This window comes from Acinetobacter sp. GW821-FHT01E09 (assembly GCF_059422385.1).
In genome coordinates this window covers 4,599,244-4,624,714 of sequence record NZ_JBWKWU010000001.1, presented here as the reverse complement: position 1 = coordinate 4,624,714, position 25,471 = coordinate 4,599,244, and the positions used below count along the sequence as shown (strand labels likewise).

Annotated in this window: 24 protein-coding genes; 12 read left to right on the top strand and 12 right to left on the bottom strand. The window is 38.6% G+C overall.

The window, feature by feature from the left end; genetic code table 11:
• Window positions 1-23: 23 nt before the first annotated feature.
• Together mpl and AC07U8_RS21150 are read right to left on the bottom strand one after the other, a co-directional pair.
• Window positions 24-1,391, bottom strand: coding sequence for a UDP-N-acetylmuramate:L-alanyl-gamma-D-glutamyl-meso-diaminopimelate ligase (gene mpl, locus AC07U8_RS21155; RefSeq protein ID WP_494738563.1), 1,368 nt, complete (start codon window positions 1,389-1,391; stop codon window positions 24-26).
• Window positions 1,392-1,527: 136 nt separating this feature from the next.
• On the bottom strand, window positions 1,528-2,094 hold the full coding sequence (locus AC07U8_RS21150) for a hypothetical protein (protein ID WP_004818151.1): 567 nt from the start codon (window positions 2,092-2,094) through the stop codon (window positions 1,528-1,530).
• Between the two features lie 100 nt (window positions 2,095-2,194).
• Between AC07U8_RS21150 and AC07U8_RS21145 the strand changes: the two genes are divergently transcribed.
• The 4 genes from AC07U8_RS21145 (at window position 2,195) to AC07U8_RS21130 (ending at window position 6,452) form a co-directional block, all read left to right on the top strand.
• Window positions 2,195-2,533, top strand: coding sequence for a DMT family protein (locus AC07U8_RS21145; RefSeq protein WP_004818150.1), 339 nt, complete (start codon window positions 2,195-2,197; stop codon window positions 2,531-2,533).
• 282 nt (window positions 2,534-2,815) lie between these two features.
• Window positions 2,816-3,328: a 5-(carboxyamino)imidazole ribonucleotide mutase gene (gene purE, locus AC07U8_RS21140; RefSeq protein ID WP_004718991.1), complete on the top strand. Its 513-nt coding sequence runs from the start codon at window positions 2,816-2,818 to the stop codon at window positions 3,326-3,328.
• Between the two features lie 16 nt (window positions 3,329-3,344).
• The gene (locus tag AC07U8_RS21135; protein ID WP_494738562.1) at window positions 3,345-4,466 is read left to right on the top strand and encodes a 5-(carboxyamino)imidazole ribonucleotide synthase; all 1,122 of its coding nucleotides are present in this window, start codon (window positions 3,345-3,347) and stop codon (window positions 4,464-4,466) included.
• 696 nt (window positions 4,467-5,162) lie between these two features.
• Complete coding sequence (locus AC07U8_RS21130; RefSeq protein WP_244014508.1) at window positions 5,163-6,452, top strand: lytic murein transglycosylase; 1,290 nt, start codon at window positions 5,163-5,165, stop codon at window positions 6,450-6,452.
• Between the two features lie 53 nt (window positions 6,453-6,505).
• On the opposite strand, the gene AC07U8_RS21125 is transcribed toward AC07U8_RS21130, so the two are convergent.
• The 8 genes from AC07U8_RS21125 to grpE form a co-directional block, all read right to left on the bottom strand.
• Entirely contained in the window at window positions 6,506-6,889 is a 384-nt protein-coding gene (locus AC07U8_RS21125; protein WP_154130490.1) for a hypothetical protein, read from the bottom strand.
• Between the two features lie 111 nt (window positions 6,890-7,000).
• The gene (locus AC07U8_RS21120; protein WP_270386137.1) at window positions 7,001-7,921 is read right to left on the bottom strand and encodes a matrixin family metalloprotease; all 921 of its coding nucleotides are present in this window, start codon (window positions 7,919-7,921) and stop codon (window positions 7,001-7,003) included.
• Between the two features lie 212 nt (window positions 7,922-8,133).
• Complete coding sequence (locus tag AC07U8_RS21115) at window positions 8,134-8,649, bottom strand: hypothetical protein (protein ID WP_494738561.1); 516 nt, start codon at window positions 8,647-8,649, stop codon at window positions 8,134-8,136.
• A 2-nt stretch (window positions 8,650-8,651) separates the two neighbouring features.
• Window positions 8,652-9,068, bottom strand: coding sequence for a hypothetical protein (locus tag AC07U8_RS21110; RefSeq protein WP_494738560.1), 417 nt, complete (start codon window positions 9,066-9,068; stop codon window positions 8,652-8,654).
• Window positions 9,069-9,176: 108 nt separating this feature from the next.
• On the bottom strand, window positions 9,177-9,473 hold the full coding sequence (locus AC07U8_RS21105) for a putative quinol monooxygenase (protein WP_494738559.1): 297 nt from the start codon (window positions 9,471-9,473) through the stop codon (window positions 9,177-9,179).
• A gap of 95 nt (window positions 9,474-9,568) precedes the next feature.
• The gene (locus AC07U8_RS21100) at window positions 9,569-9,886 is read right to left on the bottom strand and encodes a MerR family transcriptional regulator (protein WP_494738558.1); all 318 of its coding nucleotides are present in this window, start codon (window positions 9,884-9,886) and stop codon (window positions 9,569-9,571) included.
• Window positions 9,887-9,975: 89 nt separating this feature from the next.
• Entirely contained in the window at window positions 9,976-11,919 is a 1,944-nt protein-coding gene (gene dnaK / locus AC07U8_RS21095; RefSeq protein WP_004719012.1) for a molecular chaperone DnaK, read from the bottom strand.
• A gap of 166 nt (window positions 11,920-12,085) precedes the next feature.
• Window positions 12,086-12,625: a nucleotide exchange factor GrpE gene (gene grpE / locus AC07U8_RS21090; protein WP_004719014.1), complete on the bottom strand. Its 540-nt coding sequence runs from the start codon at window positions 12,623-12,625 to the stop codon at window positions 12,086-12,088.
• An 826-nt stretch (window positions 12,626-13,451) separates the two neighbouring features.
• Here grpE and AC07U8_RS21085 point away from each other — a divergent pair.
• Complete coding sequence (locus tag AC07U8_RS21085; protein WP_004818138.1) at window positions 13,452-13,718, top strand: hypothetical protein; 267 nt, start codon at window positions 13,452-13,454, stop codon at window positions 13,716-13,718.
• 314 nt (window positions 13,719-14,032) lie between these two features.
• On the opposite strand, the gene AC07U8_RS21080 is transcribed toward AC07U8_RS21085, so the two are convergent.
• Window positions 14,033-14,377, bottom strand: a complete 345-nt coding sequence (locus AC07U8_RS21080) for a LysR family transcriptional regulator (protein ID WP_494738557.1) — start codon at window positions 14,375-14,377, stop codon at window positions 14,033-14,035.
• 267 nt (window positions 14,378-14,644) lie between these two features.
• On the opposite strand from AC07U8_RS21080, the gene AC07U8_RS21075 reads away from it, so the two are divergent.
• Entirely contained in the window at window positions 14,645-15,310 is a 666-nt protein-coding gene (locus AC07U8_RS21075; protein WP_270386139.1) for a glutathione S-transferase family protein, read from the top strand.
• Between the two features lie 127 nt (window positions 15,311-15,437).
• On the opposite strand, the gene AC07U8_RS21070 is transcribed toward AC07U8_RS21075, so the two are convergent.
• A complete protein-coding gene (locus AC07U8_RS21070) occupies window positions 15,438-16,445 on the bottom strand; it encodes a putative solute-binding protein (protein WP_209828952.1) in 1,008 nt (335 codons plus the stop codon).
• A gap of 362 nt (window positions 16,446-16,807) precedes the next feature.
• Between AC07U8_RS21070 and tauA the strand changes: the two genes are divergently transcribed.
• From tauA to AC07U8_RS21040, 6 genes are all read left to right on the top strand, one after another.
• Window positions 16,808-17,797, top strand: coding sequence for a taurine ABC transporter substrate-binding protein (gene tauA, locus AC07U8_RS21065; protein WP_270386140.1), 990 nt, complete (start codon window positions 16,808-16,810; stop codon window positions 17,795-17,797).
• Between the two features lie 18 nt (window positions 17,798-17,815).
• Window positions 17,816-18,640 carry a taurine ABC transporter ATP-binding subunit gene (tauB, locus tag AC07U8_RS21060; RefSeq protein ID WP_209828950.1) on the top strand — a complete coding sequence of 275 codons (825 nt, stop codon included), beginning with the start codon at window positions 17,816-17,818 and terminating at the stop codon, window positions 18,638-18,640.
• Entirely contained in the window at window positions 18,640-19,482 is an 843-nt protein-coding gene (gene tauC / locus AC07U8_RS21055) for a taurine ABC transporter permease TauC (protein WP_004818127.1), read from the top strand. Before tauB ends, tauC begins: the two co-directional genes overlap by 1 nt.
• An 83-nt stretch (window positions 19,483-19,565) precedes the next feature.
• Window positions 19,566-20,429 (top strand): taurine dioxygenase, encoded by an 864-nt coding sequence (gene tauD, locus AC07U8_RS21050; protein ID WP_494738556.1) that lies wholly within the window; start codon window positions 19,566-19,568, stop codon window positions 20,427-20,429.
• Between the two features lie 298 nt (window positions 20,430-20,727).
• On the top strand, window positions 20,728-22,629 hold the full coding sequence (locus tag AC07U8_RS21045; RefSeq protein WP_096735439.1) for a 5'-nucleotidase C-terminal domain-containing protein: 1,902 nt from the start codon (window positions 20,728-20,730) through the stop codon (window positions 22,627-22,629).
• Between the two features lie 535 nt (window positions 22,630-23,164).
• Window positions 23,165-25,288 carry an AAA family ATPase gene (locus AC07U8_RS21040; RefSeq protein ID WP_270386141.1) on the top strand — a complete coding sequence of 708 codons (2,124 nt, stop codon included), beginning with the start codon at window positions 23,165-23,167 and terminating at the stop codon, window positions 25,286-25,288.
• The last annotated feature ends 183 nt before the right edge of the window (window positions 25,289-25,471 follow it).

Below are 25,471 nucleotides of genomic sequence, written 5' to 3'. Positions count from 1 at the left end.
GGTTTTCTACACTTTATTTCGACTTATTTTGCTTTTAATGCTGCAATCAATTTTTGATGTAATCCACTAAAACCACCATTGGACATAATCACCACAGCATCGCCCTCACCTGCTTGTGTAACAACGGTACTGATAATGTCATCCAGTGTACGAGCCACAACGGCTTTATTGGTTGCAGCGTCAATGACAGGCTGTAAATCCCAGTCCAGACCTTCAGGTTGATACCACATCACTTCATCTGCAAGACGTGCAGAATGTGCCAAGCCATCTTTATGACTGCCCATACGCATGGTGTTTGAACGTGGTTCAATAATCGCCCAAAGCTTACGTTCGCCTAAACGTTTACGTGCACCTTCAAGCGTTGTATCAATCGCAGTTGGGTGATGGGCAAAGTCATCATATATCTCAATACCATTCACCGTATCAAGTAATTCCATTCGGCGTTTCACCCCACCAAAATTCGATAAGGCTTCACATGCTGTTTCAATTGAAACGCCGACATGTTCAGCTGCTGCAATGGTTGCCAAAGCATTGGCAACACTGTGTTGCCCTGTCATATTCCACTTCACTTCACCTTTTACTACGCCGTGTTGAAGCACTTTAAAATGTGAACCATCCGTAGAAAGCTGTTCAGCATAAACTTCAGCACTGTTATTGGCGTCAAGTGAAGTCCTTACGACAGGTGTCCAACAACCCATTTGCAACACTTCATCAATATTGGTTTCGCTAATTGGGGCAATGATACGACCTTCACTTGGAATGGTACGGACCAAATGATGGAATTGTTTTTGAATCGCTGCTAAATCATCAAAAATATCGGCATGGTCAAATTCAAGATTATTTAAAATCGCAGTTTTTGGATGGTAATGTACGAACTTAGAACGTTTATCAAAAAAAGCAGAGTCATATTCATCTGCTTCTACACAGAAATATTTTCCACCACCTAAACGTGCGCTTTCACTAAAGCCTAAAGGTACACCACCAATTAAAAAGCCAGGATTTAAACCCGCTTGATCCAGTACCCAAGCCAGCATTGTTGTTGTGGTGGTTTTACCATGGGTACCTGCAACACCAAGCACATGTTTGCCTTGTAAGACATGGTCAGCAAGGAATTGTGGACCTGAAATATATGCTAAACCTTCATTGAGCATATATTCCACTGCATCTATACCACGCTTCATTGCATTGCCTACAATGACAAGATCTGGATGTGGTTGTAAATGACTACGGTCATAGCCTTGCATTAAGGTAATGCCAGCATTTTCGAGTTGGGTCGACATCGGTGGATAAACGTTCGCATCTGAACCGGTGACCTTATGTCCTAAATCACGCGCCAATAGCGCCAATGAACCCATAAAGGTGCCGCAAATACCCAAAATATGCAGATGCATTCGTGTTAACTCCAGTGCTTTTATAGACACATCACTTTGTTGTTGTGGTGTAGCCGTTTCATTTGATTTGAAAGCAACGATAGCAAGGGTTAAGGCGAAAAGATAGTTTTTCTTGTAAGGATAAAATCAATTAGAATTAAACATGATCGTTAGCATTAGGTTCATCAAAACTCAACATTGTCATAGCAAAGAAATATAGGCTATCTTCTTTGCCATTTTGCAAAAATTTAATAACTTTATTCAAAGGAAAAGCTTGGCTATTTCCATCTGTTAAAATAGCTGCAAATTCAAGTGAGTCTTCAATATCATTAAAAAAATGGGGGTCTTTTTGTTTTGCCGTTTCAAAATCAATCCAGTACCATTTTTTCATATGATCATTTTTACGAATAGATTCTCCAACATAAGCAGCTGTTCTAACCACAACTGGGATAATTTTATTATCTAATTCAAGATTATAATTACCAATTGAAAGTAAATATTCATCAATATGTTTAATACTTTCTATTGAATAATCCATATTTAAATGATCAAAGAATTCAATATTCGGGATAGGATTTTGTTTCTCCATCGTTAACATATTGGCTAAATCTGCAAATGCGAGGTTAATTTCTGGTAATTCAGCAATAGAACTTGGATTTTCAGAATTTGATTTTGAAAAAAACTTTTTTAATAAATTGAATATGGTATTTAATAAATTTTTCATATGGTTTTTTAAAAATAGTCGTTTTGGATTGTAATTGTCAGGATACGAATAATTTTACACCGTATTTGTTAAAATATCACCAAAATTTAGGTTGTATAGCATGTCCCTCCCCCTTTTATTACTAATTATCTCCAACTGTTTTATGACCTTGGCTTGGTATGGGCATTTAAAATTCTTACATGATGCACCTCTGTGGCAAGCGATCTTGTTTGGTTGGATCATTGCCTTACTTGAATACAGCTTTATGATTCCCGCAACACGTCTATTGGCGCAACATGGTTGGTCGTTGGGGCAAATGAAAATCACCCAAGAAGTGGTCACACTGTTGGTGTTTGTTCCATTTATGATTTTCTTGTTTAAACAACCATTTAAATTAGATTATTTATGGGCGGGTTTATGTTTAATGGGCTGCGTGTTTTTTGTGTTTAGAAGCCAGTAGATGAGCTGTGATGATGTGAATTAACAAGGATTTTACTCAGACAGCATATTCATCTCATGTCCCAATCTTTAGCAATTTTTCTGTTATTTACGGGGTCGAGACCATATTTATTCTCAAGTCAAACGGCTTTTAGGCTGCTGCTTTAAAAAAAATTGACTTCCTACGTCTGTTAAATTTTCGTGAGATGAAAAATCAGTCTATAATAGCGAGCTTCTTGATATTCATTTAAACACTGATCACCAGTATTTAAACTTCCTTACATTCGTTTATGGAATATATGCAATGAATGCGGCCGCTGTACAAGACGCTCCTCTCGTTGGAATTATTATGGGTTCTCAATCAGACTGGGCAACTCTCGAAAACACTGCCAATATGCTGAAACAGCTTGGTGTTCCTTTTGAAGCCGAAGTTGTTTCTGCGCATCGTACGCCAGACCGCTTATTTGAATATGCTGAAACAGCACGTGAACGTGGTATTCAGGTGATTATTGCTGGTGCTGGTGGTGCAGCACATTTACCAGGAATGTGCGCAGCAAAAACAGATTTGCCTGTGCTGGGTGTTCCTGTGAAATCTTCAATTTTAAATGGCGTTGATTCATTGTTGTCTATTGTACAAATGCCTGCAGGTATTGCAGTTGGCACATTGGCAATTGGCCCTGCGGGTGCAACCAATGCCGCAATCATGGCCGCTCAAATTTTAGGTTTAACTCGCCCTGAAATCGCAAAAAATGTTGCAGATTTCCGTGCCGCTCAAACCGATAAAGTGGCAAGTAAAAATATTCCGGGTCAAGCTTAAAAACGGGACACAGGTTATGAATAAAACCATCGGTATCTTTGGTGGTGGTCAACTCGGCCGTATGATGGCGCAAGCTGCGCTCCCATTAAATATCCAATGCACATTTTTTGAAGCTGATGCGGATTGTCCATCTGCAATATTGGGACACGTTTTTAGCACTAAAGCTGAAAATGGGTTACAAGATTTTATTGCCAGTGCAGATGTTTTTAGTCTGGAATTTGAAAATACGCCATTGATTGATGTTGATGTATTAACCAAGCAAAAAGATCTGTATCCGCCACGCCAAGCTTTAGCAATCGCACAACATCGTCTTTCTGAAAAAGCTTTATTTGATGAGCTGGAAATTCCTGTTGCGCCGTATAAAGCAGTCGATTCATTGGAGACACTTAAGCTTGCAGTGAGTGAATTAGGCTTACCAATCGTACTTAAAACTGCGACAGGTGGTTATGATGGTAAAGGTCAATTTGTACTGCGTTCAGTCGATCAAATTGATCAGGCATGGGCTGAGTTGGGGCCAGCAGGATCATTAATCGCTGAAAGTTTTGTGATTTTTTCTCGTGAAGTGTCAATTATTGCGGTGCGTGGTATTGATGGTGATGTAAAAACTTGGCCTTTGGCTGAAAATCATCATCACAATGGTATTCTCTCGCATTCAATAGTTCCTGCTCCAAACAGTGCTGATTTACAGCCCGTTGCGCAGGAATACATCACCCGATTGTTAAACCATTTGAACTATGTTGGTGTGTTAACACTTGAATTGTTTGTGACTGAAAAAGGCTTATATGCCAATGAGATGGCACCACGTGTGCATAACTCTGGGCATTGGTCAATTGAAGGCGCAGTATGTTCGCAATTTGAAAATCACATTCGCGCTGTGGCAGGTTTACCACTGGGTTCAACCGAAGTGGTTCGACCAACAATGATGGTAAATATCATCGGGCAACATCCTAAATCCGAAGATGTTTTAGCGTTAAAAGGTGCACATTTACACCTTTATAATAAAACAGAACGTGAAGGTCGTAAAATTGGTCATATCACCCTGATGCCAAATGATGCTGCTGAATTAACGACTTTATGTCGTCAATTGGCGAAGATTTTACCGAATCCATTGTCATTAAGCGAAGATATGAACATTTAAGCTTGATTTTGTATGTAAAAAAAGCGGTCAAACTCTTGCCCGCTTTTTTCTACTCTGCTGTTCTGTATCATGACGCTCCCCCTATTTTATCGCTAAGCAATGACCCAAAAATGGATCATTTTCTGGGGCTATAAAAACAAGAATGATGATAAAAACAGCTTCAATAAACAGAAAAACAAGCATCTATTTTTAAATTCAAAGTTCAAATTTAAAGGGTTTAGAACATTTGAATTCAAAAGTATTAACAGCAAAACCCAAAAAGTTATCCACTTTGAATTTAAATTAACTTGAAGGTGTTTTTTGAATTTAAAACTTTAAATTTAAACTTTTGCTTGCTCGAAGTGAAAACAACGACTGTGGATAAGTTTTGATTCATCAATCCAAAATCCAAATTGTGGATAAAAATAAACACTTAAGCGAGTTTTTATGGGATTGAGTGGAATTTTAAATTTAAAGCTAAGGTTGCTAAAATAATGATGTTTTTTGAATTCAAATTTGTGTGAAAGTTTTGAATTTAAAAAATGATAAGTTTGCTGGGGTGTGGATAACTATATTTAAATTCAAAACAGTGAACTGTGGATTGTGAATTTAAAATCAAAAAATGAATTCAAAATTTACGTTTTTACATCTGTCATTTTATTCACAGACTGCTATGGTATTCACATAATTTAAATTTAAAACCATTTTGTGGATATTATGCGTCATTTAACTTTGATTTGTGGATCTGTTTTGTTGGCAGCATCGCATGCCAATGCTGAATTAATCATTAACGGTCAGGCTGTATCTAGCTCACCTATCACAACAACACCGAATACAAGCTATACACCCAATTCTAATTTTCAAAGCTGTATTGCAAATTTACGTTCGCAAGCAATCAGTTCAGGTGTTAGTGGCACAACCTTTGATCGTTATACGCAAAATCTAACGCCTGATTATTCGGTCATCAGCAAACTGGATTATCAACCTGAGTTTTCAACACCGATTTGGGATTATCTTTCAGGTTTGGTCGATGAAGAGCGGGTAGAGAAAGGCCGTCAAATGCTGGCTCAGCATCGTGAAGTTTTAAACCGTGTCTCAGCAGCTTACGGCGTTCCAGCAGAAACGGTTGTTGCTGTTTGGGGCGTGGAAAGTAATTTTGGTGACATTTCAGGAAAATATCCTTTATTACAAGCGTTGGGAACTTTAAGTTGTGAAGGGCGTCGACAAGGTTATTTCCGAGGTGAATTCTTTGCCACAATGCGTATTTTACAACGAGGTGATTTACGCGAAGAACAGTTAAAAGGTTCATGGGCAGGGGCATTTGGTCATACTCAATTTATGCCTTCAACGTATGAAGAATTGGCTGTAGATTTTGATGGTGATGGTCGACGTGACTTGGTTTCAAGTACTTCGGATGCTTTGGCATCAACAGCAAACTTTTTGAAAAAACGTGGCTGGCAAACGGGAATGCCGTGGGGCTTTGAAGTAAAAATTCCAGCTGGCGCCTCTGTAGGTGGGGAAAGTCGTCGTAATAAAAAATCGTTGAGCACTTGGGTAAATCGTGGTTTTACTCGTGTTGACGGTACTCCAATCATTCAAGGCAATTTATCGGAAGGCGCTCAGGCTGGTTTAATGATGCCTGCGGGTGCAAATGGTCCAGCATTCTTGGTGTTTAAAAATTTTGATGCAATTTATTCGTACAATGCTGCGGAAAGTTATGCACTGGCAATTGCACATTTGTCTGATCGTTTACAAGGCAAGGGCAGTTTTCAAACTGCATGGCCAACTGACGATGCAGGAACATCTCGTACAGAACGCCGAGAAATTCAAAATTATTTATTGAAAAAAGGCTATGCGATTGGCGATGCAGATGGCTTGATTGGTGATAAAACGCGTCAGGCTATTCAGCAAGAGCAAGTGAAGTTAGGATTAAGCCCAACAGGGCGAGCAGGGCAACAGATTTTAAAAGCTTTTAGAAATGAAGCGGCAAAGAATATGATGCAATAAATATTTGATCTCACTTAATAAGGTCTGCATAAGCAGACCTTTTTTTATGTGGATTATTCAATTGCGAAAGGGTCAATTTTGACTGCTTCTAAGACATCTAAAATCACAGCGGTAACATCCTGCGTATGATCACGATCATTAAAGATTTCATAGGCTGTAATGGTTACATCGGTATCACTAGGTAACTGTTTTTGTTCTTCTTCAATTAAATGTTGAATTGGCAATAAGGTCTGTTTAATTTCAAGGTGTAGAACATCTTTAAACTCGACATTGTCGTCTTCTAGTTCAATGATCTGTTCGTTGAAATAAGGCAGCAGAATCGAATGGAGATAAGGTTGAAGTTCAGTAATATCAAAAATTTCAATATCACGAGTTTGCTCAATCGTGCTGATATGATCATTTACTTCTAAAATAATATGATAATAGCTCACAGTCATCTCCTCAATTTATTGCTTCAGGGATTCACAATAACATGATTTTGCATAAAACTGATTTAAATACATAAATAAATTATGGATTTAAAATTGATAATCATCGCTAAATTTTGCTTATCGTTGTCTTGAGTTTAGCATGGCTAAATCTGCTGTGGTTAATCTAAAATTTTTCAAATCTTGTTCTTTCATCATTGGATACATGAGTGCTTTAGGATCATTATTGTGCGCTAAGCCCAAAGCATGCCCAAGCTCATGTGCAATCGTGACACGTAAATCTTCGTCCGATGTAAATTCATAGATATTAATGGTTTTACCATCGAATACGCCTTTATCAAATTGGCGCGGTTGGAAACGACTATTAAAGTGATCCACAGATTGATTGTATTGTTGATTGACAGCGTTGAGTTGTTCAACTTGACGATTTAACTCATAGACTTTTTGATTATAAATATCTAACTGCTGTTTGAGTTGGTTCTGCTCGATGATCAGTTGATTTTTCTGCTGATCTAACTGCAATCTTGCTGAGGCATCTAAATTTTGATGGGATTGATTAAGGGTATTGACCAGCTGATTATACTGGTCAACTTTATGTTGATAATTGGTTTTTTGCAGATCAAGCTCATCATTGGTACGATCTAATTCAGCGTGAAGTTGCTGAATTTTTTGCTTTTCACTTTGTGTATATTGTTGGGTATTTTGCAAAATACGCAACTCTTGGTTTCTGGCGCTAGATTCCGCTTGGCGTTCGTCATAAATTAAGTTAATCGTCAGTTTGGCATGATCATCATAAACAAAGAGACTTTTCATGGTCCCTTGATGCCAAATATCTGTGGCTTGTTGTGCCAAATTTTGTACTTGCTGTTTACTGACATGAAAACGTGGATCTACCTCGCCAATACGATAACGTAAGCGAGTATCTAAAGGATGCGTGATACGATCAATGGCAGAATTATGATTCAATTGCGGATACATCATGCGCTGTATCGCAAAATAAGCAGTAAAGGCAATTACACAGAGTAGAATCCAAAAACGCATGATTGATTTAAAAATAATTGTTGTTGTGGATAATTTATCTGAAAATATAAGAATCGCAAATGCTTAAGCAAGTAAAGCTTGCGTGATCAATACAAATATTGATTTCAATTGATGACGTTTTTAGCAGTCAGCTTTAGGTGGAAAGCAGCAATATGAATGGAACGCTGAGTTTGGGCATCGCGATGGAAGGTTCATTCACTTAATCAGTTTATTTAAGCGTTAAACAGGACTTGGATATCAATAAATAAGAGAATAAAAGCAAAAACACTGAGTAATCGATTCATCCAAACAGATCTTTTTAAATAGTCAGGGCTGATATATAAAGCTTTGAATTGTAAGGGATGCAACATGATATAGCTGATTTTCTGTTTAAATACCGGAGTGACAGATTGTTGTTGTTGCTTTAAAACCACTTGGCGCAGAATAAAAGCATTTAGCCACCAGAGTATAAATAGAATGAGTAAAATAATGCTGATACTCAATGTCAAACGAATCCAAGCATTCTGTTCAAAATAGGCAATTTCAGTATAAAAATGGCTCATCAATACAATGCTGACCAGTAACATAGTGCGATAAAAAGTTTGCCGTGTAAATTCAAGGTGCAAAGGATGATTGAGCTTTTGTTTATCCGCTTTACTCACGATTTTCCCTGCAAAAATTGCAAAACCATGACATAGAATTTCTAAAAAGAGATATAAGCCAATGCTGATGGCAAGCGTTTTATACATGATTAATCGTGTTCAAAAATAGGTCGATATAGTGATGGCGTCACTAAAATCATCAATAAAATTCCAGAACAAACAAAGGCCAGATCGTTAAAAATCGCTGCATAACTGGTCATGTAAATCCAGTGCATAAAGGGCATAAAATAAATCAGAAATATGGGGGAAAATGTATAGAGATAAGCCTTTCGTGCCCATTCTTTTTTTAAACATAAACCAAAAGTGATGATGAGGATGATTAAACCTGCAATCGACATAACTCCCAATTCCCAAGCTTGCGGGTCTTGGTAAAGTGTTTTATCCAGAAGTTCTAACTCGGGTTCAGTACTGTATATATCGATGACTGCTGCAATGATAGGCAATATAAATTGCGCTATGATCAAGCTGTAATACACAGTATTGGATACAGCAGGAGAGTTTTTCATCATTTGACTCATTATTATTGTGATAATTAAGATAAAAGATTTAGTGAAGATTGGCAATTGATCAATAAGAAAAACCACTCGATGACTGGAGTGATTTTTCGAGCTTTTTTATAGCACAATATCACTGACGAAATGTTGCACCACGTCGGTTAAATCTTTGGAAAGATAATGTTGTGTATAGGGCTGTTTAAAATGAGCATGGTAAGCCTGTTCCGAGTCGAAGCGCTCCCAAAGTAGTAAACGCGTCGGCTCTTGTTGGCATTGATGCAGTTGAAATAAGCTACATCCCGGTTCTTGTTGAAGAGTGAGCTTACATAATGTTTGTAAGGCTTCACGGGTTTCTAAGATTCTGTCTTTATCTTTAATTTTTAATTCTGCAGTGATGTAAAAACCTGAACTTAACATTGTCTACTCCTAACTCAAATCGTGAGTCAAAAATATTAACTGCTCGAGTTCACTCTAGTTCAAGCATTTTTTGTGCATATGCTTCAATTTTATAGTCAACAATACTTTGTTCTTGCTTGAGTCTTTGAATTTCTTGTTTTAATTGAACGGAATGGGCAATAAGAAGATCTTGTCTTTGTTTTAAGGTTTGCTACTCCTTGTAGTCGAAATTGGGCAAAATCTTGCATTTTTTCTAAAGGCATGCCTGTTGATTTTAAGCGTTTTACCCATTCAAGCCATTCCAGATCAAGTTTGGTATATACACGTCGCCCAGATTGATTACGATGGATATTTTTCAGTAAGCCTATTTGTTCATAATAACGCAGGGTATGGATAGAGAGTCCAGTTTTTTTAGAGATATCAGAGATAAACAAAAGTGACTCCATCGCTTTACGGATAAAAATAGATCATATAAAAAAACCGCTCAATCTCTTGAGCGGTTTTCTAAGATTAAAGTGACAAATTATTTTTTGTCATCTTTAACTTCAGTGAATTCAGCATCTACAACGCCATCATCAGCTTTTTGCTGTTGTTGACCTGCATCACCACCGAATTGGTTAGGATCGAAGCCTTCAGCGCCGCCTTGACCTTGAGCTGCTTCATAAGCACGTTGAGTGATCGGCATAATGATGTTTTGTAAAGCTTCAGTTTTTGCTTTAATCGCATCAACATCATTTTCTTTTGCAGTCACTTCTAACTCAGAAACTGCTGCTTCAATTGCAGTTTTTTCATCAGCAGTAACTTGTTCGCCAAGATCTTTCACAGCTTTGTTTGCAGAAGCAACTAAAGCATCAGCTTCGTTACGTGCTTTTGCAAGCTCTTCAAACTTACGATCTTCTTCAGCATTTGCTTCAGCATCTTTGATCATTGCTTCGATTTCAGCATCAGACAAACCAGAGTTTGCTTTGATCTGGATCGATTGTTCTTTACCAGTGCTCTTGTCTTTTGCTGATACTTTTAAGATACCATCAGCATTGATGTCGAACGATACTTCAATTTGTGGCACACCACGTGGCGCAGGTGGAATGTCGCCTAATTGGAAGTTACCCAACAATTTGTTTTGTTGAGCCATTTTACGCTCACCTTGGTAAACTGAAATATCTACCGCTGGTTGGTTATCTGCTGCTGTAGAGAACACTTGAGATTTCTTCGCAGGAATCGTGGTGTTTTTCTCAATAATTGCAGTTAATACGCCACCCATGGTTTCGATACCAAGTGTTAATGGTGTTACGTCAAGTAAAAGTACGTCAGTTTTGTCACCAGACAATACTGCACCTTGAATTGCCGCACCAATTGCAACAGCTTCATCCGGGTTCACATCTTTACGAGGTTCTTTACCGAAGAACTCTTGTACTTTCTGTTGAACCATTGGCATACGTGATTGACCACCAACCAAGATCACGTCAGAGATGTCAGAAGTCGAAAGACCTGCATCTTTAAGTGCTATACGGCAAGGCTCAATTGTACGCGCAACTAAATCAGCAACTAAACCTTCTAGTTTAGCACGTGTTACATTCATCACTAAGTGTTTAGGACCAGTTGCATCCGCAGTGATGTATGGCAAGTTGATTTCAGTCGAATTAGATGAAGAAAGCTCAATTTTAGCTTTTTCAGCTGCTTCTTTTAAACGTTGTAATGCAAGTGGATCTTGTTTCAAGTTGAAGTTTTGCTCTTTCTTGAACTCTTCAACCAAATAGTCGATCAATGCATTATCGAAGTCTTCACCACCAAGGAATGTATCACCATTGGTTGACAATACTTCGATTTGTTGGTCGCCATCTAGGTCAGCGATTTCAATGATTGATACATCAAATGTACCACCACCTAAGTCATATACAGCAACTTTACGGTCGCCTTCTTTTTTGTCCATACCGAACGCAAGTGCAGCAGCAGTTGGTTCGTTAATGATACGTTTAACTTCTAGACCAGCAATACGACCAGCATCTTTTGTTGCTTGACGTTGCGCATCATTGAAGTAAGCAGGAACAGTAATAACAGCTTCTGTTACTGTTTCACCTAAATAATCTTCCGCAGTTTTTTTCATTTTTTTCAAAATTTCTGCAGAGATCTGTTGCGGTGCAAGTTTTTTGTCGTTTACTTCAACCCAAGCATCACCATTATCAGCTTTGATGATTTTGAATGGTGCAATACCGATATCTTTTTGTACTGCTTGGTCTTGATACTTACGACCAATTAAACGCTTGATTGCGAATAATGTATTCTTAGGGTTAGTCACTGCTTGACGTTTAGCAGATTGACCCACAAGAATTTCGCCATCTTTATATGCAACGATAGAAGGTGTTGTACGTGTACCTTCAGCATTTTCAATCACTTTAACTTTATCGCCTTCAAGTACAGCAACACATGAATTCGTTGTACCTAAGTCAATACCAATAATTTTAGCCATAAATCAAATTCCTCTAAATTCTTTTGAATCCCTGGTTTCCTCTTTTTGCAAAGGGGAGTTAAAAGGGATTTTCTTGTTATCCGATATGAGAGCCATTCAAAAATTTTCAAGTCATGATTTGTGAAAATTCATGAAAATATTTTTAAAAAGCTCCTATTTATTACGCTTATTGACCAACCATCACCATTGCAGGGCGAAGTAGTCGACCATTTAAGGTGTAGCCTTTTTGCAAAACTGTGCCAATTTGGTTAGCTTGTGCATTTGGGTCGATCCCGACAGCTTGATGTAAGTCCGCGTTAAAACCATTGGTTGTGTCTGCTTCAACAACACCGAATTTTTCTAAAGTGGTGAGAAGTGATTTCAAGGTCAGTTTTACGCCTTCGAGTACAGGTGTTTCTTCATCACCACCTGCGAGAATCGCACGCTCAAGGTTGTCGACAGAATTTAATAATTCTTTCGCAAACTTTTCTAACACGATGTCTTTATGCTTTTCAGCATCACGTTGAATACGTTCTACACTTTTTTGTGCTTCATAAACTGCATTTGCAGTACGTGCTTTTTCGAGTTTTAAGCTCTCTTCAAGATGACTGATTTGAGCCTGTAAAGCTTCAACGGTAACTTCAACCTGTTCATTTTCAGCCTGAGTTTGCTGTTCGGCTTGCTCGTTTTGAATATCTTGGGCTTCTTGATTCTGCTCAGTTGCCATTGATTTACTCCGTTTAAATGGGTTCTTAAACATGTACAGTCCTTATCGGCAGCAGTTTTGCACTGTGTTCATTTTTGAACTGCCATGATCGTTTAATTCATTAATGAATAAGAAATGTGGGCGAGCCGCTAAAATTCAAGCAGTTTTAGACATTATTTAATGAAATTCAGTGAAAAAAGCTGATCTAAGAGAGAAATCCCAAAATTTAAAGATATTTTTGTTGGAATAATCATCAAATCAATGATTATTTTTTTAGATTAAAAATTTAAATTTATGGGGAATTGATGCGGTTATTGCTCAAAAATGATGAGTAAATTCAAAAATTAAAATTGAATGAATAGATTAAAATACTTAATTCATATGTAAAACCGATTAAACTTATTGAAAATAAGGCTTTGCGAAAAAGCAATAATTTAATTATCATGCTTCATAGATTCTATGGCTGTAGTTTCTTTTTTTAGTTTGAACAACGTTTTCATAGCTTATCCAATCTTCTTGGGTAAGCTTTTTTTTGTCTTGTTAAAAGCCATTAACAATGTAAGTAATGCGAAACTTTTATGGTAAAAGTATATCTTTTATCAGGCTGACTTTTGCCTAATCACATTGAATCCCATCAAAAAACCCAGCGAAATGAAACAAGTATAATGAAAAAGAAAATCGGTCAATCTAAATCATTGATTTAATAAACTTTGCATAACTTATACGGCAACACCTTAAAAGTCTAACCAAGCTTCAACGAAGTTTGCAGAAAAAATAGCAATCATAGTCAGCACGGCAACGCAGTCCTGTGTTGCCGTTTTTTGATAGAGTGATAAAGGAATTTATGATGAAAAAATCAGGTCTTATTTTTATGCTATTGGCGGGTGTTGCGGTCATGAGTACGGCGTGTACATCAAGTGAAACAACCCAAGCACCTGAAACAACCCAATCAGCACCAATGGGTTCTGCAGATCAACAGCAATCAGCACAAACTGCGACTGTAGATCCGACTCAACAAGGTACTGCTGTTGAGGGCGATGCAACGATTCAGCAATCACAACCTGCTCAAGCAACCAATGACCCAAGTTTAGTTGAACAACCTTCAGCTCAGTAAATTTTAAAATAAAAAATCAGGCAATTTATGGATGCCTCCATTGCCTGATTTTTTATCAATAATTTAAGCACGATGACAAATAAATTAGAATCCAAACAATAAGTTCTTGGTTGATAAAATAAAGCCATTTTTAGCTGCGCCAACATTGAGCAGAATAAACAGACGAATATCGTCGGAAACGTCTATGCATTATAGATTCAATGTCTTGCTCAGATGCCGAAATACTGTGGACACTCGCAGTAGATGCTTTGACTCGGGATGTGTGAGAAGCCACAATTCAGTCTGGCATTCATCGAGGGTGTCGGTCAAAGCGATCAGATCTCTTCATACTCCAACAAGGGATGAATATTCGCGAGTTTGTGTAGTGCGGGCGCAAGCAAACCATGTAGGAGGGTATCCGTGGTGGCGATGCGCACTGTACCGGATACCTGCTCTGGTGTGAGCTGTATGGCGGAACGGGCTTGCTCTAACTGTGTTTCCACTTGCTCGGCATGTTCGGCCAGTACTTGTGCTTGTTCAGATGGTAAATATCCTGCCCGTGAACGTTCAAATAACGGATGCCCTAAGCCACGTTCGATACGACGAATTGCACGAAAAATCGTTGAAGCATCGACGTTTAATCGTTCACCAGCTTTCGCAAGATTAGCCGTTCGTACCAAAGCCAGAATGATTTCTAGATCACGAGCTTCTAGTTTGTATTGCGATTTTGCAATCATTGCTTTCTTATTTGCCTATTTTTATTGTGATATTGCAATCATATGATGAAAGCTATGCATTGGTAAATTGGACGTTTTTATGGCAAATACAACTTCTTGCGCTCTCTATAGTAGTGCATTGCTACATATCCACTTAAGTATTAAGTGGATAGTCGTGTTGTGGTGCAGTGATTGTTTCTTACTGAGTAATGTTGAATGGAGGAACACACAATGAGCCCCCATCTTATCTTGGTCAGCCATGTGCTGTGCCCATATGTGCAACGTGCTGTGATTGTGCTCAAGGAGAAAGGAGTCTGTTTCGAACGTCGTGATGTAGATTTGGCAAACAAGCCAGACTGGTTCAAGGCGTGCTCACCTTTGGGTAAGACACCCGTACTGTTGGTCGATGATGTGCGGATTTTCGAGTCGGCCGTGATCTGCGAATATTTAGAAGATACATTGACACCACGTTTACATCCCAACGATGCCTTGATCCGTGCCCAGCATCGCGCATGGATGGCGTTTGGTTCATCAATGCTCAACAGCATTGGCGCCTTCTACAATGCCAAAAATGATACGGCACTGGATGTGCAAGCCGAGTTGATTCGTGCACAACTGGTGCAGGTTGAGGCGGAACTCGTCAACGGGCCTTGGTTTGCTGGAGAACACTTCAGCCTAGTGGATGCTGTATTTGGTCCAGTATTTCGCTACTTCGATGTATTTGATCGCCTCGGTGATTTTCACTTTTTTGATGATCTACCCAAGACAAAAGCTTGGCGCACGATGCTGGCTGAACGTGCATCAGTGCGAGAAGCTGCACATCCAGACTATCAGATACTTCTTCGAGAGTTTCTTTGCAAGCGAGATTCGGCCTTATCACGCAGGGTTAAGGTGTAGTCAGGGACGTTGCGAGATGTGTCACAGCAATCGGCGCAAAAAACCAAGCTAAGCAATTGCGCCGTATCTAGTTTAAAGCTCACGTGATTTATACGTAAGCTTTGACAGCAGAAATTTTGATGAGACCTTATTCACCCGCCAATGAACATTCAAAGTTGGTTCGATCTACAGTACAACGCGCCCGTTTAAGCACTGACATCATGGTTGGATCGTAAATACCTTGACGGGTTAAATCCATACGCCCATCTCTTAACAGTTTTTGATATTTTTCAGTATCGGCTTTACTTAAATTCAAACGATATTTGGCTGGAATGCCTTCTTCTAAACGTTTGACCATACTGAATTGACGCGGAAGCTGCTTAATAAACCAGGTTCTAGAGTCATTGCCAAAAGTAGCTGGGAATTTCTGAGATCTAAACACCAGATCAGCAGTGACATTGAGCACTGGGAAATTAATTAATGCACCTTTAGAGCCAAGCCCTTTTTCCATTTCTAAGGGTTTAAAGGCATAGGCTGGTGCACCCACCATCGGTACTTCACCGGTATTAAACTTCTTAATAAAATTGGAAATATCGGACGGAACAGGAATTGCCCCGACACGTTCAACCATTGCAATTTGCGCTTTGTCATACGCCAATACTGCGAATTTCTTGCCTTTACCTTTTTCAATGGTATTGATGGCTCGATCATTTACAAAGATATAGGCAGGGCCGATTTGACCGATTCCACCAATTTCTATTTCTTCATTGTCTATCGTGGTTTTTAAGCGTTTTACATTACGCTTATCCAAGACAAAGGTAATCGCCTTGAGCGCAATGGCATTGGTTGGAACACCCCCCAACGCGTCAATTGATCCTGCGAATTTATTGTATTGGCGTGCACGCATTGTGGTGATATAGGCAGCATCACATTTACCATTTTTAAAATCTTTATCAGCAAGCTCTTCATTTTGGTAAGCAATCAGCTGGACATCGGTATGCCATGTTTTTGCAGCGAGTGCCCACTCTTCCATCATTTTATAGGATTCACCAGCTTTCCCTAATAAATCAAAAACACAAATTTCTTGTTTTGCTTGAGAGGTGCTTGATATTCCTAATAATACGATTGTAGTAAGGGCAAGAAATTCCTTTTTCATGTTATATCCTTATACTTAAAACGCGTTTTATTTATACTAAATATAGTAATTTTATTTGAATAAAAATAGAGTTTTTACTCTATTTCCGATGAATAAACCATTGAATAGCTTAATTAATGTGATTTGTTTATCTTAATAAGATATTATTGTGATATTGTTTTGATTATTGGTGTGGGTTTAGTGGCTCCATTAAAATCTTGTTAATTTTGACCGATCTAGAAAAATAAAATAGATTTCAAGTTTTGTTAATCAATAAAACGTATAAGTAAATCTAAAAAACGTATTTTTAATAATATACAAAAAAACCGTACCATGAACCTGATTCCCATCTCTTTTTATTTATTCTAGTCCATACATTAATCATGAAATTTCAGCAACTGATTCTGCTTTGCTCAGCTATAAGCTTATATAGCTATAGTGGTTTGGCAAATGCTCGCCCTATCGTTATTGGTTATCAAACCAACATAGAACCTGCCAAAGTTGCACAGGCTGATGGTGTGTATGACAAAGTGATTGGGAAAAAACTGGATTGGCGCTTATTTAATAGTGGTGCAGAGGTTTTAACTGCATTGGCTTCTGGTTCTGTAGATATCGCACTGATTGGTTCAAGTCCGTTAGGGGCAGCTGTTGCCAATAATTTACCCATAGAGGTGTTTTTAATTTCTACTGATCTGAAAAGTGCGGAAGCCTTAGTAGTGAGAAATGGCTCAGGAATTAATAGTCCTCAGGACTTGATTGGGAAAAAGGTGGCCACCCCATTTGCTTCGACTTCCCATTACAGTTTATTGGGGGCTTTGCAGCATTGGAATATTAAAACCAATCAAATACGGTTGTTGAACCTAAAACCAGCTGAAATTAATGCAGCATGGCGCAGAGGCGATATAGATGCAGCTTTTGTCTGGTCACCTGCACTTGCCAATATTAAGAAAACTGGCAAGGTTATGACGGATGCAGGGCAGGTTGGGCAATGGGGTTCGCCTACATTTGAAGTTTGGGTGGCACGTAAAGATTTTGCACAGAAGCATCCTGAGGTCTTAACAAAGTTTTCTACAGTGACACTGAACTATTACCAATCTTATAACCAGAATAAAAGTCGTTGGACGGCCAATTCAGCTGAAGTGCAAAAAATTGCCAAAATTACCGGCGTAGATGCTCAAGATGTGCCAGCGCTTCTTGCTGGTGCCGCCTATCCAGATCGTCAGGCGCAATTAAGCACTCAATACCTTGGTGGGCGGACTACACAAAATATTGTCAACTCAGTGAACTTTTTAAAAGCACAAGGTCTGGTGAGAAAGGTTTCTCCAAATTATCAACAGTTTATTAACACGCGTTTTATTCAAACATCGAAATAGAGATCGGAAGTATTCATCATGGCTGTATTGACTGTAGAACATGTACAAGCACAGTATCCGGGTGCTGAACAACCGGTACTGAAAGATGTGTCATTTCAGCTGGGCTCTGAGCAACTGATGGTTGCATTAGGTGCTTCAGGCAGTGGTAAAACAACCTTATTAAATTTGATTGCTGGATTTACTCAGCCACAAGCAGGCACTTTAAAACTGGATGGTGAAGCAATCATTGCACCTAGCCGAGACCGTGGTGTGGTGTTCCAAGATGATGTTTTATTGCCTTGGCAAAATGTAGAAGACAATATTGCTTTTGGTTTAGAGCTTGCAGGGGTTGATAAAAAAACACGTCAAAACCGTGCACAAGCATTACTTAAATTGGTGAATTTAGAAGGCTTTGGGCAACGCCATATCTGGGAACTTTCAGGCGGGCAGCGTCAACGGGTCGGTTTAGCACGTGCTTTGGCTTCTGACCCTAAAATATTATTGATGGATGAGCCTTTTGGTGCTTTGGATGCGTTTATTCGTGAACAAATGCAGTGCTTATTATTAGATGTTTGGAAGAGCACGTCCAAACCTACTTTCTTAATTACCCATGACATTGAAGAAGCTGTTTTTCTGGCAACAGATCTGATTATTCTTGCACCAAATCCTGGGCGAATTGTGGAAAAGCTGGAGTTGGATTTTGCTAAACGCTATGCCAATGGCGAGCCAGCACGAAGTATTAAATCAGATCCCAAGTTTATTGAAATGCGAGAGCATGTGTTGAGTTGTGTATTCATTCAAAATAATCAGGATCAATACCATGTTGCTCAGAGCGACCAAGCTCAAGTGGAAAAGGTGGAGTAATGACAGCACAATTAGACCCTAAATTGATCCCTCGTACAGTTGAATCTCAGACTGTGGCGGTGAAGGTTCCACGTGAAGTCAATATTACTTTGATCAGTAGTATCACGATCATTACTTTGATTGCAATTTGGTGGCTGGTCACTACTTTAGGCTGGATTGATGCTTTATTCTTACCATCACCAACCGCCGTGTTGCAGCGTTTCAATGATTTGTTCAGCAATGGCTATATGAGTATTAGCTTGTGGAGTCATATTGGCGCAAGTTTGGGTCGTATTGGCACGGCGTTGATTGCTGCGGTTATCACTGCGATTCCAGTGGGGATTGCGATTGGTCGCAATAAAATTGTGCGGGGTATTTTAGATCCCATCATTGAGTTTTATCGTCCGATTCCACCACTGGCGTATTTACCCTTGATTGTAATTTGGTGTGGTATTGGTGAATTGTCCAAGGTGCTACTGATTTATCTGGCAATTTTTGCACCGATTGTTATTGCAACAGCAACTGGTGTCCGCTCAGTCGACCAAGCCAAAATTCGTGCTGCACAGTCTTTGGGTGCAAGCCCAATGCAAATTATTAAACATGTGGTTTTACCAAGCTCTTTACCGAGCATTTTAACTGGTATCCGTATTGGTCTTGGGGTGGGATGGTCGACTTTGGTGGCAGCGGAGTTGGTTGGCGCTTCTGAAGGTTTGGGTTTTATGGTGCAATCATCTTCACAGCTTTTGGCCACAGATGTGGTGATTGTCGGGATTTTAATTATCGCTGTGATTGCCTTTATTCTGGAAATTGGTTTGCGTCGTTTGCAAAGAAAATTAGTCCCTTGGGATAAGCAATCTCAGTAAGTTATTTTCGCTACACTGTTCGATAGCATATCGCCATATTTAGTTTTAACATTTTAATATATCGTGAGATGATCGAGGAAGAAATGAACGCTGTTGTTTCAAATATTTTTAAAGTTACCCCATTAAATCCAACGATTGGTGCGCTGATTGAAGGTGTGAATTTCAGTCAGCCTTTAACACCTGAACAAAAGGCTTTGATTGAAGCAGCTTTATTGAAACATCAGGTGATCTTTTTTAGAAATCAGCCGATGACTGCACAGCAACATGCGGCTTTGGCACGTCAATTTGGTCAGTTACACATCCACCCAATTTACCCAAATATTCCAGAACAACCCGAAATCATGGTTTTAGATACGGAATTAAATGATTTACGGGATAATGCATTGTGGCATACCGATGTGACTTTTCTTGAAGCACCAGCAATGGGCGCAATTTTAAGTGCAAAAAAAGTCCCTGCATGGGGTGGAGATACACTTTGGTCAAGTGGAACAGCGGCGTTTGAAGCATTATCCAAGCCGATGCAAGCGATGTTATCTGGTTTAACTGCAACACATGATATTGCACGTTCATTTCCAGTAGATCGTTTTAGTGGTGATCCTGCCGAATTAGAAAAGCTAGAACAGGCTAAGAAAAAACATCCTCCGATTAGCCACCCTGTGATTCGCACTCATCCTGTCACAGGTCGTAAAGCTTTATTTGTGAGTGAAGGGTTTACCACACGAATCAATGAACTCGAAGCTAAAGAAAGCGATGCTGTTTTGAAAATGTTGTTTGAACATATTCAGAAACCAGAGTTTGTAGTGCGTTGGTCGTGGCAGGCCAATGATGTGGCATTTTGGGATAATCGTTGTACTTTCCACTATGCTGTTGATGATTACCGTCCTCAGCACCGTGTTATGAATCGAGCCACTTTGATGGGTGATAAACCTTTTTATCAAGCAGATTAAGGTTTAACTTGTTATAAAAACCAATCAAATTTGATTGGTTTTTTATTTTTGAAACAACTGAAGTTGAATACAACTTTTTGAAACTTCAATATTTAAAAAATACATTAAAGAAAAAATCATAAAATGAGCTGTTGTTCAAAGTATCGGTATGCTGTGTTTGTCGGTGTTCACAAAACAATTTGAATATTCAAGCTCTGATGAAACCTTGTTACTGAGCAATAATGTTTAATTATTCATCAAAATTAAACAAATGATCAACATACTAGGCCATAAATATTTATTGCTTGTTGGAAATATCATGTTGATTAATAATAAAAAGCAAATCATTTTGCTGAGTGTACTGTCTACGCTGTTGGTTGCTTGTAATGATGATAATGATCATTCAAATACTGAAAAACCAGTAGAGGCAAAAGCTTTAGAACTGAATATCTTGCATATTAATGACCATCATTCACATTTAGATGAAGAAAGCATTAAATTTAAAAGCAATGTGGGGACAGGGGATGAAGAGTTTAGTGTTGCAAGTGGTGGATTTGCACGTGTTGCCAGCTTAATTAACCAACTTGCAGTAGAAAAGAAAAATGCTTTAAAAATACATGCAGGTGACGCGATCACTGGCGATTTGTACTATAACTTAACGGATGGGAAAGCAGACGCAGATGCAATGAACACCGTTTGTTTTGATACATTTACGCCGGGTAACCATGAGTTTGATTCTAAAGATGATGGATTAAAGAAATTTATTGGTTTCTTGGATCAAAGTTCTTGTAAAGACAAAACCCAAATTTTAACGGCCAATGTCAGTTTTGGTGCATCATCACCACTGTATAAAACCAACCGTATTTTGAAGTCACAAGTGTTTGAAAAAGAGGGGGTGAAATTTGCAATCATTGGTTTAACGGTTGCCAAGAAAACCAAAAACTCTTCGCAACCGAATGCTGATACATTGTTTGCAGATGAAATTGAAACAGCGCAAAAAGAAATTAATCAATATAAAGCGCAAGGCATTAAAAATATTATTCTTCAAACCCATGTGGGATACGACTTAGACCAACAGTTGGCAAAATCACTTACCGATGTTGATGTGATTATTGGGGGTGATTCACATACATTATTGGGCCCTGACAGTCTTAAAAAATATGGCATGACACCAGAAGGTGCTTATCCAACACAGCTGAGAAACAAAGATGGTCAATTGGTCTGCGTTGCGCAAGCTTGGCAATACAGTTATATCGTGGGTGATTTAAATGTGAAGTTTGACAAGAACGGGAATGTCGAAAGCTGTAGTGGGACACCACATGTACTTATTGGCAATAACTTTACCCGTACCGCCAAAGACGCAAAAGCAGTCACCGAAACAGAAAAACAAGCAATACTGACGCAATTTAAAACAGATCAGGTTCCATTTACTGTTGTAGCACCACTACAAAAGACCTTGGATGTTTTAAAACCGTATCAGGAACAAAAGAAAAAATTTGCTCAGGAAATCGTAGGTCAAGCCACAGATAATCTCTGTTCACGTCGAGTTCCTGGTACACAACGTGATGTAAATCGTTCAACACTCGGCGATATCTGTAATAAGAATACCCATGTCGATCAACATGGTGGAGATATTCAACAAATTATTGCTGAAGCGTTTTTACAACAAGGAAAGACCTTCTTTGGCGCTGATATCTCATTCCAAAATGGTGGTGGTGTCCGTGAAGATGTTGCTTTAGGGGATGTGACAGTTGGTAAAATTTATAATGTCTTACCGTTCAAGAATACATTGTTGCGTTTAGATCTGACGGGTGCTGAAGTTAAAGCCACCTTAGAGGATGCAATAGATGGTGTGATTACCCAGAATAATACGGGTAGTTACCCATATACCGGTGGTATGCGTTGGAATGTTGACTTTACCAAAGACAAAGGCCAGCGTCTTAACCAAATACAAGTACGTAATGCATCTGGGCAATATGAAAATCTTGATCTCAATAAGACTTACAAAGCGATCACGATTGATTTTCTTGCCAATGGTGGTGACTACTATACCACCTTGAAAACCATTACTGGTGAGCGCCGTGTGAATGTTGGCTTAGACTATGCTGAGGCTTTCCTCAAATATGCCCAAGGTTTGGCTGGTCAGACAGGTCAAAAGAAAATTAATAAATTAGCAACGGCTGAATACAGTACCCAGCTATTTATCGATAAAGCAAAATAAACTGAAACAGACAATCAAAATCCCGCTTCGGCGGGATTTTTTCGTTGGTTCATTGATGAAAACTGACAAAATTCTATGTTGGTGATGAATAAATAATTGCAAAAATCCATGCTTAACTTTAAAATGGGCCAAAATTTAGCCACGATGGCTTAAATAATCACAATGACAAAGCTAATTTTCTTTTCACTTGCCTCAATTTGATCTTGTAACGTTGCCTTTTTGACAAGATTGTTTACAACCACTGACTGGTTGCAGGATAACCATAATATCTTGATTGAACCCATCGTTTTAAGCTGGGTGCTTAAAATGTGATTTGAATCAGCTGTTAAATTCAATATTCGGGAGAAAAATCATGTTGTTTAACGTATTTCTCATTTTGGGCTTTAAATAGACCCTATACATTTTTAATCGTTTAAATTAAACGAAAATAAACCTTATTTTAAAGAATATACATGTTCTGAGGGATGACTTTGCTTGCAGAAAATGCAAATTGAAAAAAGTTTAGCCTTAGTCATGAAAAGAAAAAAGTGAATATATGAACGAATATATTAATCAACCTTTTGCACAAAATATGCATCAGATTGACGTAGCGGATTTTGCTGAAATTTCTCCGATTGTAAAACTTTGGGCTTTTCGATTTTTGGTCGAGTTAGGCGGTGCAAAAGAATTTATTTCTGATCATTGCTTTAGTCATCAATGGATTGCAAAAAAGTTAGGTTTTTCTGAAGCATTACTTGCAGATAAGTTCGATGAGCAAGCTGCTTATCAGGAACTCAACCATTTGCATAAAAATAGCCAACAGCAAAATTTATTAGATAATTTTCAGTTCAATGCTGAATTGCAATATAACCTAAAGTTAATACAGCAATTACTGGATTTAAATGCTGTTGAAAGCACGATTTTAGGCTTTATTGTGATGTTAAACAGTGAACAACTTTTAGATGATATTGCGGATACCATCGGTGAATTGACTGCGTCTAAAACCATACGTGCTTTGGCTGTGGTTTTAGATTTACCTTATGAAGCAATTCGGCAGGCTTTGTCTGTACAAGGGCGTTTACATCGCAGTGGCTTAATCAGTGTTCAACAACACTATCGTAATTATTTACGTGGGAAATTGAATCTGGTGTCAAACCAATTGGCCGATAAGTTATTGGTGAAAACCAATGATGTGATGGATCTGTTTGTTGGAACCATTAATAAAAGTCAGCCTGCTGAATTAACCTTAGAGGATTATCCTCATTTACACACTGAATTGACTTTACTCCTAGCTTACTTAAAGCAAGTCAAAATGAGTAAGCAACAGGGGGTAAATATCTTCCTTTATGGCAGTTCAGGCACAGGAAAGACACAACTGTGTAAGACCCTTGCAGATGAAATGGCGGTGCAACTTTTTGAAATCTCCTGTGAAGATGAAGATGGTGATGCAATTTCAGCCACAGGGCGTTTATGTGCGTATCGTGCAGCGCAGTGCATTTTCGACAGTCAATCTGCTTTATTGATGTTTGATGAAGTTGAGGATGTGTTTAATGACACCGAAAATGGCGTGGGGATGAAAAGCACTGCGCAAAGTCGTAAGGCTTGGGTCAATCGTATTTTAGAGCAAAATCGTACACCAACGATTTGGGTGTCTAATTCTGATCAGCTCGATCCTGCGTTTATACGCCGTTTTGATATGGTGCTTGAAATTAAAGTGCCACCTAAAAAGCAACGCAGAAGCTTTATCGAACAACATTGTGGTCAAGAACTTAATCCTTTGTATCAGGAAGCCTTGGCCAATGTTGAGCAATTATCTCCAGCAATTTTACGCCGTAGTTATCGTGTTGCCAAAGCGGCTCAAATGCACAATGCGCATTTAGTGATACAGGAAAGCATGACCAAATTGGTGTCCAATACCTTAAAAGCACAGGGTCATCAAGGCATTAAATTGCAAGATAGTAATGCTTTGCCCAAGTTCTATGATCTGAACTATATCAATTGTAAGGCGAATCTTGCGGAGATCGCATCAGGTATCCAGCAACATGGTTTTGGCCGTTTATGTTTATACGGTGCATCAGGAACAGGTAAAACTGCATTTGCACGATGGTTATCTGAAACCATCAATCGACCTTTACTGATTAAGCGTGGTTCAGACTTAATTTCTGCTTGGGTTGGTGAAACAGAACAGAACCTTGCTAAAGCGTTTCATGAAGCCGAAGACTTACAGGCAATTTTATTGTTGGATGAAGTAGATGGTTTATTACAAGATCGCCGCCAAGCAACCCGCTCTTGGGAAGTTTCGCAGGTAAATGAGTTTTTGGTTCAAATGGAAAGCTTTAATGGCATCGTGGTGGCGACAACCAATCGCTTTGATGAACTTGATCAAGCTGCGTTACGCCGTTTCGATTTTAAAATGCATTTTGATTTTTTAAATTATGCACAGCGTTTGGCTTTATTGGAAAATGTCTGTACACAACTCAAACTTGTTGTTCATGAAGCCGATATAAAAGTAAAACTGCAATCTTTAGATCGTTTAAGTGCTGGAGACTTTGCGGTGATTGTACGACAGTCCTGTTTTCATCCTTTTGAAAATGTGGGTTCTATTCTGCAGCATTTAACAGATGAAATGACTGCAAAATATAAAAGTGCACAAAGTATAGGATTTACCGCATCAAATTGATGCGGTTTTTCTTTTTGAATCCTAATTCAGTTGAATAATGCTTAGATTTTGTGATTCGAGAGTGGAAAACAAGGCATAAAAATAACTTTAATATGAAAAAAATAATGAAAAATGCTTAAAAAATAGATAAAAAGCATAAAAAAATGCTGATTTTGAGGAAAAAACGCACATCCGATAAAAAAG